The 15683-nt window shown below is 59.1% G+C and carries 14 protein-coding genes; 11 read left to right on the top strand and 3 right to left on the bottom strand.

The window, feature by feature from the left end:
- The first annotated feature begins 139 nt into the window (after window positions 1-139).
- From apaG to ASE80_RS04515, 7 genes are all read left to right on the top strand, one after another.
- Window positions 140-520 carry a Co2+/Mg2+ efflux protein ApaG gene (gene apaG, locus ASE80_RS04545; protein ID WP_056857850.1) on the top strand — a complete coding sequence of 127 codons (381 nt, stop codon included), beginning with the start codon at window positions 140-142 and terminating at the stop codon, window positions 518-520.
- Entirely contained in the window at window positions 520-1368 is an 849-nt protein-coding gene (locus ASE80_RS04540; RefSeq protein ID WP_056857849.1) for a symmetrical bis(5'-nucleosyl)-tetraphosphatase, read from the top strand. Before apaG ends, ASE80_RS04540 begins: the two co-directional genes overlap by 1 nt.
- Window positions 1369-1377: 9 nt before the next feature.
- Complete coding sequence (glpE, locus tag ASE80_RS04535; RefSeq protein ID WP_056857848.1) at window positions 1378-1707, top strand: thiosulfate sulfurtransferase GlpE; 330 nt, start codon at window positions 1378-1380, stop codon at window positions 1705-1707.
- 285 nt (window positions 1708-1992) lie between these two features.
- Window positions 1993-3915 (top strand): PrkA family serine protein kinase, encoded by a 1923-nt coding sequence (locus ASE80_RS04530; protein ID WP_026013778.1) that lies wholly within the window; start codon window positions 1993-1995, stop codon window positions 3913-3915.
- A gap of 113 nt (window positions 3916-4028) precedes the next feature.
- Complete coding sequence (locus ASE80_RS04525) at window positions 4029-5300, top strand: YeaH/YhbH family protein (protein WP_017138057.1); 1272 nt, start codon at window positions 4029-4031, stop codon at window positions 5298-5300.
- The gene (locus ASE80_RS04520; protein ID WP_017138056.1) at window positions 5297-6862 is read left to right on the top strand and encodes a SpoVR family protein; all 1566 of its coding nucleotides are present in this window, start codon (window positions 5297-5299) and stop codon (window positions 6860-6862) included. The genes ASE80_RS04525 and ASE80_RS04520 overlap by 4 nt, the downstream gene beginning before the upstream one ends.
- A 63-nt stretch (window positions 6863-6925) precedes the next feature.
- Window positions 6926-8155 carry a multifunctional CCA addition/repair protein gene (locus ASE80_RS04515; RefSeq protein WP_056857847.1) on the top strand — a complete coding sequence of 410 codons (1230 nt, stop codon included), beginning with the start codon at window positions 6926-6928 and terminating at the stop codon, window positions 8153-8155.
- Window positions 8156-8335: 180 nt separating this feature from the next.
- Here the strand turns inward: ASE80_RS04515 and folK are convergent, their stop codons facing one another.
- Together folK and folB are read right to left on the bottom strand one after the other, a co-directional pair.
- On the bottom strand, window positions 8336-8854 hold the full coding sequence (folK, locus tag ASE80_RS04510) for a 2-amino-4-hydroxy-6-hydroxymethyldihydropteridine diphosphokinase (protein WP_056857846.1): 519 nt from the start codon (window positions 8852-8854) through the stop codon (window positions 8336-8338).
- Window positions 8845-9198: a dihydroneopterin aldolase gene (gene folB / locus ASE80_RS04505; protein WP_017138053.1), complete on the bottom strand. Its 354-nt coding sequence runs from the start codon at window positions 9196-9198 to the stop codon at window positions 8845-8847. The genes folK and folB overlap by 10 nt, the downstream gene beginning before the upstream one ends.
- A gap of 72 nt (window positions 9199-9270) precedes the next feature.
- On the opposite strand from folB, the gene plsY reads away from it, so the two are divergent.
- A complete protein-coding gene (gene plsY, locus ASE80_RS04500; RefSeq protein ID WP_056857845.1) occupies window positions 9271-9840 on the top strand; it encodes a glycerol-3-phosphate 1-O-acyltransferase PlsY in 570 nt (189 codons plus the stop codon).
- Between the two features lie 34 nt (window positions 9841-9874).
- Here plsY and tsaD read toward each other — a convergent pair whose 3' ends face one another.
- The gene (gene tsaD / locus ASE80_RS04495) at window positions 9875-10900 is read right to left on the bottom strand and encodes a tRNA (adenosine(37)-N6)-threonylcarbamoyltransferase complex transferase subunit TsaD (protein WP_056857844.1); all 1026 of its coding nucleotides are present in this window, start codon (window positions 10898-10900) and stop codon (window positions 9875-9877) included.
- Window positions 10901-11103: 203 nt separating this feature from the next.
- Between tsaD and rpsU the strand changes: the two genes are divergently transcribed.
- The 3 genes from rpsU to rpoD all read left to right on the top strand — a co-directional run bounded on the left by rpsU (window position 11104) and on the right by rpoD (window position 15643).
- A complete protein-coding gene (gene rpsU, locus ASE80_RS04490; protein WP_002551877.1) occupies window positions 11104-11319 on the top strand; it encodes a 30S ribosomal protein S21 in 216 nt (71 codons plus the stop codon).
- Between the two features lie 435 nt (window positions 11320-11754).
- Window positions 11755-13725, top strand: a complete 1971-nt coding sequence (gene dnaG, locus ASE80_RS04485; RefSeq protein ID WP_056857843.1) for a DNA primase — start codon at window positions 11755-11757, stop codon at window positions 13723-13725.
- Window positions 13726-13792: 67 nt separating this feature from the next.
- Window positions 13793-15643 carry an RNA polymerase sigma factor RpoD gene (gene rpoD, locus ASE80_RS04480; protein ID WP_017138049.1) on the top strand — a complete coding sequence of 617 codons (1851 nt, stop codon included), beginning with the start codon at window positions 13793-13795 and terminating at the stop codon, window positions 15641-15643.
- The last annotated feature ends 40 nt before the right edge of the window (window positions 15644-15683 follow it).

The following is a 15683-nucleotide window of genomic DNA, read 5'->3' as shown; positions in this document are numbered from 1 at the left end:
AAGCCCGCTCCCACATTTGCGCTGCGTTATACCCATAACGCCTGCCGGCTGCCCGACACATGTCTGGCCTAGTGCCCCGCTCATGGCCTAGACTGATCCGCATCTGCTGTCCTCCGCTTTTGCTCTTAAGGCCTCTTGCATGTCCGATCCTCGCTACCAGATCGACGTCAGCGTCGTCACCCGCTTCCTGGCGGACCAATCACAACCCGAAGACCACCGTTATGCCTTTGCCTACACCATCACGGTGAAGAACAACGGGCAGGTGCCGGCCAAACTGCTGTCGCGCCACTGGGTAATTACCGATGGCGACGGCCAGGTCGAGGAAGTGCGTGGTGCCGGCGTGGTTGGTCAGCAGCCGTTGATCGACATCGGCGCCAGCCATACCTACAGCAGCGGTACGGTGATGACCTCCAAGGTCGGCACCATGCAAGGCTCGTATCAGATGAAAGCCACCGACGGAAAACTGTTCGACGCCATCATCGCGCCGTTTCGCCTCGCAGTGCCCGGAGCCCTGCACTGATGACGACGTACGCGGTCGGTGACCTGCAAGGCTGCCTGGAACCCCTCAAATGCCTGCTGGAGCGCGTAGCCTTCAGCCCGGCGAGCGACCGCTTGTGGCTGGTCGGTGACCTGGTCAATCGCGGCCCCGAGTCCCTCGAGACCCTGCGCTTTCTTTATAAGATGCGCGATTCATTGGTGTGCGTGCTGGGCAACCATGACCTGCACCTGCTGGCCGCCGGCAATAACATCGAACGCCTGAAAAAAGGCGACACCCTGCGCGAGATCCTGGAAGCGCCGGACAGGACAGAATTACTGGACTGGCTGCGCCGCCAAAAGCTCATGCATTACGACGAAGGCCGCAACATGGCCCTGGTGCATGCCGGCATCCCGCCCCAATGGACGCTGAAGAAAGCCCTCAAGTGCGCCGCCGAAGTCGAAAGCGCCCTGGCCGATGACAACCTGTACACCGCCTACCTCGACGGCATGTACGGCAACGAGCCGGTCAAGTGGGACAACGACCTTACCGGCGTGGCCCGCCTGCGCGTGATTACCAACTACTTCACACGCATGCGCTTCTGCACCGCCGAAGGCAAGCTGGACCTCAAGAGCAAGGAAGGCGCCGACACTGCGCTGCCCGGTTATAAGCCATGGTTTGCCCACAAGGAACGCAAGACCCGTGACACGAAGATCATCTTCGGTCACTGGGCGGCTCTGGAAGGCAAATGCGAAGAACCCGGCGTGTTCGCCCTCGACACCGGTTGCGTGTGGGGCGGCGCCATGACCCTGATGAACATCGACACCGGCGAGCGCCTGAGCTGCCAGTGCGAACCTCCCCCTTCTGTCACACTGCCGGGCGCCAAGCCCTAGGAGCCCGCCATGAGCGAATTCAAACGTATCCCTCCCGAACAAGCCCAGGCCCTGCGCGAGCAAGGCGCCGTGGTGGTCGACATTCGCGACCAGCCGACCTTTGCAGCAGGCCACATCAGCGGCGCGCAGCATCTGGATAACCACAACATCCAAGACTTCATCCGTGCCGCCGACCTCGACACGCCGCTAATCGTGGCCTGCTACCACGGCAATTCCAGCCAGAGCGCAGCGGCCTATCTGATCAGCCAGGGCTTCTCCGACGTCTATAGCCTGGACGGCGGCTTTGAGCTGTGGCGCACGACCTATCCTGCAGAAATTGCCTCCGGCGATTCGCAATAATTTTTTTCACACCCCGCTACCCCGCGTGACGCTTGGGCTTGCGCCGTTTCTGACGAACGGCGCAGCCAAACTAATTGCGCATCGCGCCTTGACCTCCCGGATTCCGAACTATCCTTAAGCGCAGGCCATCCGAATCAGGGGAGAGCCGGTACACCGGCGTGCGGGTCATCGGTAGCGTTTCAGGGTGTTCTGGGGGGAAAACAGCCAGTGGCGATTGCCAAGGGCTGCCAGCATCGACTGATTGATCCGGCGTCGGCTCCACGTATCGAGCGAGGTGACGACGTCATGAGTATCTTTAGCCACTTCCAACAACGCTTCGAGTCCACCCAGCAGGAAGAACTCACCCTGCAGGAGTATCTCGAGCTGTGCAAAAAGGACCGCAGCACCTACGCATCTGCCGCCGAACGCCTGCTGCTGGCGATTGGTGAGCCGGAGCTGGTAGACACCTCGAACAATTCGCGCCTGTCGCGAATATTCTCCAACAAGGTGATCCGCCGCTACCCGGCCTTTGAAGACTTCCACGGCATGGAAGAATGCATCGACCAGATCGTCTCCTACTTCCGGCATGCCGCCCAAGGCCTGGAAGAGAAGAAACAGATCCTCTACCTGCTCGGCCCGGTCGGCGGCGGCAAGTCGTCCCTGGCGGAAAAGCTCAAACAACTGATCGAGAAGGTGCCCTTCTACGCGATCAAGGGCTCGCCGGTGTTCGAGTCGCCTCTGGGGCTGTTCAACGCCACGGAAGATGGCGCGATCCTCGAAGAAGACTTCGGCATCCCACGCCGCTACCTCAACACCATCATGTCGCCATGGGCGACCAAGCGCCTGTCGGAGTTTGGCGGCGATATCAGCCAGTTCCGCGTGGTGAAACTCTACCCGTCGATCCTCAACCAGATCGGCGTGGCCAAGACCGAGCCCGGCGACGAGAACAACCAGGACATCTCGGCGCTGGTGGGCAAGGTCGATATCCGCAAACTGGAAGAATTCCCACAGAACGACGCCGACGCCTACAGCTACTCGGGCGCACTGTGCCGGGCCAACCAGGGCCTGATGGAGTTCGTGGAGATGTTCAAGGCGCCGATCAAGGTGCTGCACCCACTGCTTACCGCCACCCAGGAAGGCAACTACAACAGTACCGAAGGTCTGGGCGCGATTCCGTTCACCGGGATACTGCTGGCCCACTCCAACGAATCGGAATGGCACACCTTCCGCAACAACAAGAACAACGAAGCCTTCATCGACCGGATCTACATCGTCAAGGTGCCGTACTGCCTGCGGGTCAGCGATGAGATCAAGATCTACGACAAGCTGCTCTTCAACAGCTCCCTGGCCAAGGCGCATTGCGCGCCGGACACCCTGAAGATGCTCGCCCAGTTCACCGTGCTCTCGCGCCTCAAGGAGCCGGAAAACTCCAACATCTACTCCAAAATGCGCGTGTATGACGGCGAAAACCTCAAGGACACCGACCCGAAAGCCAAGTCTATCCAGGAATACCGCGATACCGCGGGCGTGGACGAGGGCATGAACGGTCTGTCGACACGCTTTGCATTCAAGATACTGTCCAAAGTCTTCAACTTCGACCCACACGAGATCGCCGCCAACCCGGTGCACCTGCTCTATGTGCTGGAACAGCAGATCGAACAGGAGCAATTCCAGGCCGAAACCCGCGAACGCTACCTGCGCTTCCTCAAGGAATATCTGGCGCCGCGCTACATCGAGTTCATCGGCAAGGAAATCCAGACTGCGTACCTGGAGTCCTACAGCGAGTACGGCCAGAACATCTTCGACCGCTACGTGCTGTACGCCGACTTCTGGATCCAGGACCAGGAGTACCGCGACCCGGAAACCGGCGAGATCCTCAACCGCGTGGCCCTCAACGAGGAACTGGAGAAGATCGAAAAACCGGCCGGCATCAGCAATCCGAAGGATTTCCGCAACGAAATCGTCAACTTCGTGCTGCGCGCCCGTGCCAACAACAACGGCAAGAACCCTACCTGGCTCAGCTACGAGAAACTGCGGGTGGTCATCGAGAAGAAAATGTTCTCCAACACCGAGGACCTGCTGCCGGTTATCAGCTTCAACGCCAAGGCCAGCAAGGAGGACCAGCAAAAACACAACGACTTTGTTACACGCATGGTCGAACGCGGCTACACCGACAAACAGGTACGACTGCTCTCCGAGTGGTATCTGCGGGTGCGCAAATCGCAGTAAGGCAGCGACAGGCGCGTGCTGCCAGGCTTATGGCCTGGCGGCCGACCGCTTGTCTCTAAGCTTCCAGCTCGCGGCTTGAAGCTTGTAACGTGAAGCTGCCCGGAGGGCTCCCCATGAGCTATGTGATCGACCGACGCCTCAATGGCAAGAACAAGAGCACGGTAAACCGTCAGCGTTTCCTGCGGCGTTACCGTGACCACATCAAAAAGGCCGTCGAAGAGGCCGTCAGCCGCCGCTCCATTACCGACATGGAGCATGGCGAGCAAATCAGCATTCCCGGACGCGACATCGACGAACCGGTGCTGCACCACGGCCGGGGCGGCAAACAGACCGTCGTGCATCCCGGCAACAAGGAGTTCACCACCGGCGAGCATATTCAGCGCCCTCAAGGCGGTGGCGGCGGTAAAGGCCCCGGCAAAGCGGGTAATTCCGGCGAAGGCATGGACGAGTTCGTGTTCCAGATCACCCAGGAAGAATTCCTGGAGTTCATGTTTGAAGACCTGGAACTGCCGAACCTGGTCAAACGCAACCTGACCGGCACCGACACCTTCAAGACCGTGCGCGCGGGGATCAGCAACGAGGGCAACCCGTCCCGCATCAATATCATTCGCACGCTGCGCTCGGCCCATGCACGGCGTATCGCCTTGTCCGGTAGCAGCCGCGCCAAACTGAAGGAAGCCAAGGAAGAACTGGCGCGTTTAAAGCGCGAAGAACCGGATAACTTCGGCGATATCCAGCAAATCGAGGCGGAAATCGAGAAACTCAGCGCGCGCATTCACCGCGTGCCGTTTCTCGACACCTTCGACCTGAAATACAACCTGCTGGTCAAGCAACCCAACCCCAGCTCCAAGGCGGTGATGTTCTGCCTGATGGACGTGTCCGGCTCCATGACCCAGGCCACCAAGGACATTGCCAAACGCTTTTTCATCCTGCTGTACCTGTTCCTGAAGCGTAACTACGACAAGATCGACGTGGTGTTCATCCGCCATCACACCAGCGCCCGGGAAGTGGACGAAGAAGAGTTCTTCTACTCTCGGGAAACCGGCGGCACCATTGTGTCCAGCGCGTTAAAGCTGATGCAGGAAATCATGGCCGAGCGCTACCCTGCCAATGAGTGGAACATCTACGCCGCGCAAGCCTCCGACGGCGATAACTGGAACGATGACTCGCCGATCTGCCGCGACATCCTGATCAACCAGATCATGCCGTTCGTGCAGTACTACACCTACGTTGAAATTACCCCTCGTGAGCACCAGGCACTGTGGTTCGAATACGAGCGCATCGGCGAAGCCTTTGCCGATACGTTCGCCCAGCAGCAACTGGTCTCGGCCGGCGATATCTACCCGGTCTTCCGTGAACTCTTCCAGCGCAGGTTAGTGACATGACCGCCAAAAAAGAGCATAAGCGCCAACCCATTTCCACCGGCTCCGAGTGGACCTTTGAACTGATCCAGGCCTATGACCGGGAAATCAGCCGTATCGCGGCGGGTTATGCCCTGGACACCTACCCCAACCAGATCGAAGTGATCACCGCCGAACAGATGATGGATGCCTACGCCTCGGTCGGCATGCCCTTGGGCTACCACCATTGGTCCTATGGCAAACACTTCCTCAGTACCGAGAAGTCCTACACCCGTGGGCAGATGGGCCTGGCCTACGAGATCGTGATCAACTCCGACCCGTGCATCGCCTACCTGATGGAAGAAAACACCATCTGTATGCAGGCGCTGGTGGTGGCCCACGCGTGCTACGGGCATAACAGCTTCTTCAAGGGCAACTACCTGTTCCGCACCTGGACCGATGCCAGTTCGATCATCGATTACCTGGTGTTCGCCAAGCAGTACATCATGCAATGCGAGGAACGCCATGGCATCGATGCGGTTGAGGACTTGCTCGACTCCTGCCACGCGCTGATGAATTACGGCGTCGACCGCTACAAACGCCCGTATCCGATTTCTGCCGAGGAAGAACGCCTGCGCCAGAAGGAGCGTGAGGAGCACCTGCAAAAGCAGATCAACGACCTGTGGCGCACGATTCCTAAAAAAGCCGGCAAAAACAGCGACAAGGACAATGCACGCTTCCCCGCCGAACCTCAGGAAAACATCCTGTATTTCCTGGAAAAACACGCACCGCTGCTGGAACCATGGCAAAGGGAAATCGTGCGCATTGTGCGCAAGATCGCCCAGTACTTTTACCCACAGCGCCAGACCCAGGTGATGAACGAAGGCTGGGCGACGTTCTGGCACTACACCTTGATGAACGACCTGTACGACGAAGGCCTGGTCACCGACGGCTTCATGATGGAGTTCCTCACCTCCCATACCAGCGTGGTGTTCCAGCCCGGTTTTGACAGCCCGTATTACAGCGGCATCAACCCGTATGCGCTGGGCTTTGCCATGTACCGCGACATCCGGCGCATGTGTGAACACCCTACCGAAGAAGACCGCCGCTGGTTCCCGGAAATCGCCGGCAGCGACTGGTTGTCCACCATCAAGTTCGCCATGAGCAGCTTCAAGGATGAGAGTTTTATCCTGCAGTACCTGTCACCCCAGGTGATTCGCGACCTCAAGCTGTTCAGCATTCTTGATGACGACCTCAAGGATGATCTGGTGGTGCCTGCCATCCACGACGAGCCTGGCTACCGCACCATCCGTGAAACCCTGGCGGCGCAATACAACCTGGGCAACCGTGAGCCCAACGTGCAGATCTACAGCATTGACGTACGCGGCGATCGCTCGCTGACCTTGCGTCACCAGCAGCACGACCGCAAACCCTTGGGCGAATCCACCGAAGAAGTGCTCAAACACCTGCACCGGCTGTGGGGCTTCGACATTCACCTGGAAACCCTGCAGGGCGATCAGGTGATGAAAACCCACCATGTGCCGCCACGCACCGACCACAACGATAACGACTATGGCCGCCTGGACCTGGCCGTCGTACACCTCTGAAACAGCAAAGCCTCCATTGGTCCGGCACAGGCGGTATCCTGTGCCGCTAATGGAGGCTTTTTCATGAAAATCTACACAGTCGGCGGCGCGGTGCGTGATCGCCTGCTCGGCCTCAAGGTCACCGATATTGACCGCGTTGTGGTGGGGGCGACCACTGAAGAAATGCTCGCCAAAGGCTACAAGCCAGTCGGCGCTGACTTTCCGGTATTTCTGGACCCCAAGAACGGCGACGAATACGCCCTGGCTCGCACCGAACGCAAGAGCGGTCGGGGTTATGGCGGCTTTGTGTTTCACGCCAGCCCCGAGGTGACGCTGGAAGAAGACCTGATTCGCCGTGACCTGACCATCAACGCCATGGCCGAGGATGATGACGGCAACCTGACCGATCCCTATGGCGGCCAGAGCGACCTTGAAGCTCGGATTCTGCGCCACGTTTCTCCGGCGTTCGCCGAAGATCCCTTGCGAGTGCTGCGTGTTGCGCGCTTTGCTGCGCGTTATGCCCACCTGGGTTTTACCGTCGCCCCGCAAACCCTGGAACTGATGCGCCAACTCAGCGAGTCCGGCGAACTGCAAGCCTTGACCCCGGAGCGCAGTTGGAAAGAAATTTCCAGGGCGCTGATGGAGGATCAGCCTCAAGTGTTTATTCAGGTACTGCGCGACTGCGACGCACTGAAAACCCTGATGCCCGAAGTGAATGCGCTGTTTGGTGTGCCACAACCTGCCGCCCACCACCCGGAAATCGACACCGGCATCCATACCTTGAGCGTGCTCGAACAGGCCGCCTTGCATCAGCAGCCGCTGACTGTGCGCTGGGCCTGCCTGCTGCACGACTTGGGTAAAGGCCTGACGCCTGTGGATAAGTTGCCGCAGCATATTGCCCACGAACACACGGGTTTGAAGCTGATCAAGGCGGTCAATGAACGCTTCAAGGTGCCGAAGGATTGCCAGGAACTGGCGCTGCTGGTCGGCCAATATCACACCCATGGCCACCGCGCGCTGGAGCTCAAAGCCTCGACATTGCTGGAGTTGCTGCAGAGTTTTGACGTGTATCGCCGGCCGCAACGCTTTGAAGAGTTTGTGGTGAGTTGTGAAATGGACGCCCGGGGCCGCAAGGGCCTGGAGCAGAGAAGTTATCCACAGGCGGAGTATTTACGCGGCGCAGCCAAGGCGGCTCGCGAAGTACCGGTGGCGCCCTTGCTGGAGAAAGGTTTCAAAGGCCCGGAGCTGGGCGAGGCGCTCAAGCGTGAGCGGCTTAAGGTGCTCAAGGCCTACAAAGAGCAACACAACCTGTAGTCGTTACTCTTTGTGGCAGACGGGTTTGCATCAATGCCGTTCAGTTAAGCGCAAAACGTGTGGGAGCGGGCTTGCCCGCGAAGACGTCGGCACAGTAAACATTGATGCTGACTGACCCACCGCTTTCGCGGGCAAGCCCGCTCCCACAGTTGAATCCGGTCAAGCCAGGCGCATCGGCGGCTACAGGAGATCCGCCGGGGTCAACTGCTGGCCCTGCCATTCAAACCCGACAGGCGCCAGCACCTGGTCGATCTGGGCATCGCGCCATAACTCGGCCATGGTCTTATCGACTTCAGGGTGTACACGATCCGGCGCCATCAACGACAACGGCCACAGCACAAAAGCATTCTTCAGGATCTCTGCGCGCGGCAGGATCAAACCGTCGAAATTCCCCACCAGGTCACCGTACAGCAGCACATCGATATCCAACGGCAGCCCTTTGCGGTCCGGGGCATAACGACCATTGTCGGCCTCGATGAATTTCAACCGGCGATCGAGTTCCATCAACGGCAGGTCGGTATACGCCGACACGACAAGGTTGAAGAATGGCCCGCTCTTGATGCCCACCGGCTGGCTTTCAAATACCGCGGAGCAGCGTACATCGGTCAAGAAGCCCGCCAACGCGTCCAGGCCGGCACGCAGGTGCGGCTCGCGCTCGATATTGCTGCCAAGGCCAAGGTAAACCTGAGTTAGCGACATCCGCGCTCGATCTCCACGCCCACGCCTTTGGCGGCCGGTACGGCGCCGGGCTTGGTCAATTTGAGGTGCAGCCAGGGAATCTGGAATTCGTTCATCAGCACTTCGGCCAACCGCTCGGCAAAGGTTTCCACCAACTGGTACTGGGATTGCTCGGCAAAGGCCTGGATACGCGTGGACACGCTGGCGTAATCCAGCGCCAGGGTCAGGTCGTCACCGGCAGCCGCCGGGCGATTGTCCCAGGCGAAGCTAAGGTCCAGGCGCAGGCATTGCTTGATGCCGCGCTCCCAGTCGTAGGCCCCGATTACGGTGTCGACTTCCAGGCCTTCGATAAACACTCTGTCCAAGCTCTTCTCCGCAGCACGACAAGGGCGCATTGCCCCGTTAGAATCAGGGCGTCCTCGCCCGGAATAGTTAGCATGTTTTGGTTACTGGCGATTCTCGCCTACCTGCTCGGCTCGCTGTCCTTCGCCATTTTGCTCAGCCGCCTGACGGGAAATCCCGACCCGCGAATGAGTGGCTCAGGCAATGCCGGCGCCACCAATATGTTGCGCCTGGCCGGCAAGAAACTCGCCGTACTGACGCTGCTGGGCGACCTCTGCAAGGGCTTGTTGCCCGTACTGATCGCCAGCTTCGCCGGTCTTACCTTGCAACAGCAGGCCTGGGTGGGCGTGTGCGCCGTCCTGGGCCATCTGTTTCCGCTGTACTTCCGTTTTCGCGGCGGCAAAGGCGTCGCGACCGCGGCCGGTATGCTGCTGGGGGTTTACCCTCCGGCAGCGCTGCTGGCCGTGCTGGCCTGGCTGCTGACGTTCTACCTGACCCGCACCAGCTCGCTGGCCGCCCTGATCGCCACGCCACTCACCCTGCCCTTGCTGGCCTGGCAGGCACCGGCGGCGTTGCTGCCGATGAGCGTACTGACACTGCTGATCGTGTGGCGCCACCGCGGCAATTTACGCGACCTGTTTGCCGGGCGCGAACGGCATTTTTAAATACCGTTGATGAGCCCGGCTCAGACCAAACCGCCTAAAGCGGTGAAAGCTGCTCCATCGGCCAGCGTGCCTGCACGCTGATCGCCAGGCTTTCGTGCTGCCCGGCCTGCAGGCGCTGGCAACCGGCGTAGGCAATCATCGCGCCATTGTCGGTGCAGAACTCGGGGCGCGCATAGAACACATCGCCCTTCATGTCGCCGAGCATTTTTTCCAGTGAGGCGCGCAACGCCTTGTTGGCGCTGACGCCGCCTGCGATCACCAGGCGCTGCATACCTGCCTGTTTCAGGGCGCGCTTGCACTTGATGGTCAAAGTCTCCACCACGGCTTGCTGGAACGCCAGCGCGATGTCGCAACGGGCTTGTTCACTGTCGTCCCCGGCGCTGACGCTTTGCTGCCAGGTGTTCAGCGCGGAGGTTTTCAAGCCGCTGAAGCTGAACATCAGGCCTGGGCGGTCGCACATCGGGCGCGGGAAGGTGTAGCGGCCAGGCACGCCTTTTTCGGCCAGCCGCGCGATTTCCGGGCCACCGGGATAATTGAGGCCCATCATCTTCGCGGTTTTGTCGAAAGCTTCGCCGGCGGCGTCGTCCAGCGACTCACCCAAAAGCGTGTATTGGCCGATTCCATCCACTTGAACCAACTGCGTGTGGCCACCGGAAACCAACAAAGCGACGAACGGGAACTGCGGCGGTGTTTTTTCCAGCATCGGCGCCAGTAAATGGCCTTCCATATGGTGCACACCGAGGGCTGGAATGCCCCAGGCAAAGGCCAGCGCCTGGGCGCAAGAGGCCCCAACCAGAAGGGCTCCAACCAATCCGGGGCCTGCGGTGTAGGCAATGGCGTCGATCTCGGTCGGCACGCAGCCGGCCTCGTCCAACACCTGGCGAATCAAGGGCAGCATGCGCTTGACGTGATCGCGGCTGGCCAGCTCCGGCACCACCCCGCCATAGGCGCGGTGCAAGTCGATCTGACTGAACAGCGCATCGGCCAAAAGCCCGCGTTCACTGTCGTAAAGTGCGACACCGGTTTCGTCGCAGGAGGTTTCAAGTCCCAGTACTAGCATGGGTTTGCGCCTTGTAGAGGCTGAATTCGAAGGCGCGCATAATAGTCGCCACTCCCCCTCCCGACTAGCGGTTTTCGATCAGAGGCTTTGCATTCCGGTCAATGAGGGGTTAACATCCGCAACCCTTAAAAACCGACGACCTCAGCCGCGAATTTTTTGCGACGAGAACGTTGATTCCCGGTAATGAAAGAAGGTAGCTCTGGATGCCAGCCGTCAAAGTAAAAGAGAACGAACCCTTCGACGTAGCTCTGCGTCGTTTCAAGCGCTCCTGCGAAAAAGCCGGTGTTCTGGCTGAAGTTCGTAGCCGCGAATTTTATGAGAAGCCAACTTCTGAGCGTAAGCGTAAAGCAGCAGCCGCTGTTAAGCGTCACGCCAAGAAAGTTCAGCGCGAACAGCGCCGCGCCGTTCGTCTGTACTAATACACAGACTTACGTAGCAAGCTTCTGCCAAGCCCGGCCCTCAGCCGGGCTGTTGGCATTTGCGGATATCGCTTGATGCTTCACCGTCGACGCCGCACATGCGACCGAGACACTGCTTCACACGTCAGGACTGGCTCTTCTGCCAGCGGTGCGCGTCTCTTCTGACGAGCCTAACAAGGCTACTGACGAGCACACTTAATTTTACAAACAGACGATCAACTGTGTCGGCTGTGCCCATCAAGGCGTTTCCGAGGCCACTACTGGCCAACACCGGACGCCAGGGCAACATTTCAAAGCCGAAGACTGATAGAAACTAACGTCAGTGAATGCTCGGCAGATACACTCCCCATGCAGACGACAGATGTTCAAGCACTCGATACGTGCGCTTGAACGCTTCACGGGCCCTCATTTACACGCAGTGATGACGAGAACGCCATGGCCGGGCTGATTCCCCAGAGTTTTATTGACGACCTTCTTAACCGCACCGACATCGTCGATGTTGTCAGCTCACGCGTGCAAATGAAGAAGGCCGGCAAGAACTACACTGCCTGCTGCCCGTTCCACAAAGAAAAAACCCCGTCATTCAGCGTCAGCCCAGACAAGCAGTTCTACTACTGCTTCGGCTGCGGCGCAGGCGGCAATGCCCTTGGCTTTATCATGGACCACGACAACCTGGACTTCCCCCAGGCCGTCGAGGAACTGGCCAAAGCCGCCGGCATGGAAATCCCACGCGAAGAAAGTGGCCGCGCGCACAAACCGCGACAACCCACCGATTCGCCGCTGTACCCGCTGCTGACGGCCGCTGCCGACTTCTATCGTCAGGCGCTTAAAAGCCACCCGCAGCGCAAGGCCGCCGTCGAGTACCTCAAGGGCCGTGGCCTGACCGGTGAGATCGCCCGGGATTTTGGCCTGGGTTTCGCCCCGCCGGGCTGGGACAACCTGTACAAGCATCTGAGCAGCGATACGCTGCAGCAAAAGGCCATGATCGATGCCGGCCTGTTGGTGGAAAACGCCGAGACCGGCAAGCGCTATGACCGCTTCCGCGATCGCGTGATGTTTCCGATCCGCGACAGCCGTGGCCGTATCATCGCTTTTGGTGGCCGGGTACTCGGGGATGACAAGCCTAAGTACCTGAACTCCCCGGAAACCCCGGTATTTCACAAGGGCCAGGAACTCTACGGCCTGTTTGAAGCGCGCAAAAACAATCGCAACCTCGATGAAATCATCGTGGTGGAAGGCTACATGGACGTGATCGCGCTGGCCCAGCAGGGCCTGCGCAATGCCGTCGCCACCCTGGGCACCGCCACCAGCGAAGAACACATGAAGCGCCTGTTTCGCGTGGTGCCCAACGTGCTGTTCTGTTTCGACGGCGACCAGGCCGGCCGTAACGCTGCCTGGCGTGCGCTCGAAGCCACGTTGTCGAGCCTGCAGGACGGGCGCCGCGCGCGCTTTCTGTTTTTACCCGAAGGCGAAGACCCGGACACCCTGGTGCGCTCCGAAGGCACCGACGCCTTCCGCGCCCGCATCAATCAACACGCGCAGCCGCTGGCGGACTATTTCTTCCAGCAGCTGACCGAAGAAGCCGACCCGCGCTCCCTCGAAGGCAAGGCCCACATGGCCACCCTCGCAGCGCCGCTGATCGACAAAGTGCCGGGCGCCAACCTGAAATCACTGATGCGCATGCGCCTGCTGGAAATCACCGGCCTGAGTGGCGAGGCCGTCAGCCAGTTGGTGCACAGCGCACCGCAGGAAGCGCCACCGGCTTACGACCCAGGCATGGATTACGACGCCATGCCGGACTATTCCGACTTCCACCAACCGCAGGAGGCCTACGCGCCCCAGCAGGAGTGGACACCGAAGAAACCCGGCGCCGGCGGTAAAAAATGGGACAAGAAACCCTGGAACAAGAACGGCAAACGCGGTGACCGCGACGAGGCATACGCGCCGCGAACTCCTGTCGCCGTCGAAGCTCCAACGCTCATTGCACTGCGTACACTTATTCACCACCCGCAATTGGCAAAAAAAGTTGAGAGCGCCGATCACTTCGCCAACGAGAGCAATACGTATGCTCAGGTACTGATCGCCTTGATCGAGGCGGTACAGAAAAATCCTAAGCTAAACTCAATTCAATTGATGGCTCGTTGGCATGGCACCGAACAAGGACGCTTGCTTAAAGCACTGGCGGAAAAGGAGTGGCTAATTGACGGCGACAACCTTGAACAACAGTTTTTAGACACCATTACTAGGTTATCCGCAGGTCAGCACACGCAGACCCTGGATGAGCTGATCAAGCGTGCAAGGCAGCCGGGTTTATCGGCTGAAGAGCAAATTCAGATAGCAAAACAGATGCGCGACCTCTTAAAACAGAATGTTTGTACATCTAACCCGACCTCAGCTGGCGTGTGAGGTCATAGCTCGGGTATAATCCTCGGCTTGTTTTTTGCCCGCCAAGACCTTCAGTGGATAGGGTGTTATGTCCGGAAAAGCGCAACAACAGTCTCGTATCAAAGAGTTGATCACCCTTGGTCGTGAGCAGAAGTATCTGACTTACGCAGAGGTCAACGATCACCTGCCTGAGGATATTTCAGATCCAGAGCAGGTGGAAGACATCATCCGCATGATTAATGACATGGGGATCCCCGTACACGAGAGTGCTCCGGATGCGGACGCCCTTATGTTGGCCGACTCCGATACCGACGAGGCAGCTGCTGAAGAAGCGGCGGCCGCGCTGGCAGCGGTGGAGACCGACATCGGTCGCACGACTGACCCTGTGCGCATGTATATGCGTGAAATGGGTACCGTCGAGCTGCTGACACGTGAAGGCGAAATCGAAATCGCCAAACGTATTGAAGAGGGTATCCGTGAAGTGATGGGCGCAATCGCGCACTTCCCTGGCACGGTTGACCACATTCTCTCCGAGTACACTCGCGTCACCACCGAAGGTGGCCGCCTGTCTGACGTTCTGAGCGGTTACATCGACCCGGACGACGGCATTGCGCCGCCTGCCGCCGAAGTGCCGCCGCCTGTCGATGCGAAAGCCGCGAAAGCCGACGACGACACCGAAGACGACGATGCTGAAGCCAGCAGCGACGACGAAGATGAAGTTGAAAGCGGCCCGGACCCGATCATCGCAGCCCAGCGTTTCGGTGCGGTTTCCGATCAAATGGAAATCACCCGCAAGGCCCTGAAAAAGCACGGTCGCTCCAACAAGCTGGCGATTGCCGAGCTGGTGGCCCTGGCTGAGCTGTTCATGCCGATCAAGCTGGTACCGAAGCAATTCGAAGGCCTGGTTGAGCGTGTTCGCAGTGCCCTTGAACGTCTGCGTGCGCAAGAACGCGCAATCATGCAGCTGTGTGTACGTGATGCACGCATGCCGCGTGCTGACTTCCTGCGCCAGTTCCCGGGCAACGAAGTAGACGAAAGCTGGACCGACGCACTGGCCAAAGGCAAGGCGAAATACGCCGAAGCCATTGGTCGCCTGCAGCCGGACATCATCCGTTGCCAGCAGAAGCTGACCGCGCTTGAGACCGAAACCGGTCTGACGATTGCTGAAATCAAGGACATCAACCGTCGCATGTCGATCGGTGAGGCCAAGGCCCGCCGCGCGAAGAAAGAGATGGTTGAAGCGAACTTGCGTCTGGTGATCTCGATCGCCAAGAAGTACACCAACCGTGGTCTGCAATTCCTCGATCTGATCCAGGAAGGCAACATCGGCTTGATGAAGGCGGTGGACAAGTTCGAATACCGTCGCGGCTACAAGTTCTCGACTTATGCCACTTGGTGGATCCGTCAGGCGATCACTCGCTCGATCGCCGACCAGGCTCGCACCATCCGTATTCCGGTGCACATGATCGAGACGATCAACAAGCTCAACCGTATTTCCCGGCAGATGTTGCAGGAAATGGGTCGCGAACCGACCCCGGAAGAGCTGGGCGAACGCATGGAAATGCCTGAGGATAAAATCCGCAAGGTATTGAAGATCGCTAAAGAGCCGATCTCCATGGAAACGCCGATTGGTGATGACGAAGACTCCCATCTGGGTGACTTCATCGAAGACTCGACCATGCAGTCGCCAATCGATGTCGCCACTGTTGAGAGCCTTAAAGAAGCGACTCGCGACGTACTGTCCGGCCTCACTGCCCGTGAAGCCAAGGTACTGCGCATGCGTTTCGGCATCGACATGAATACCGACCACACCCTTGAGGAAGTCGGTAAACAGTTTGACGTGACCCGCGAGCGGATCCGTCAGATCGAAGCCAAGGCGCTGCGCAAGTTGCGCCACCCGACGCGAAGCGAGCATCTACGCTCCTTCCTCGACGAGTGATACCAGAACCCCCGGCCCAGGCCGGGGGTTTTGTTTTCTA

The sequence above is a fragment of the Pseudomonas sp. Leaf15 genome, assembly GCF_001421425.1.
Taxonomy (GTDB): Bacteria; Pseudomonadota; Gammaproteobacteria; order Pseudomonadales; family Pseudomonadaceae; genus Aquipseudomonas; species Aquipseudomonas salomonii.
The sequence above is the reverse complement of the archived record's forward strand: the minus strand, read 5'-3'. Positions and strand labels throughout refer to the sequence as shown.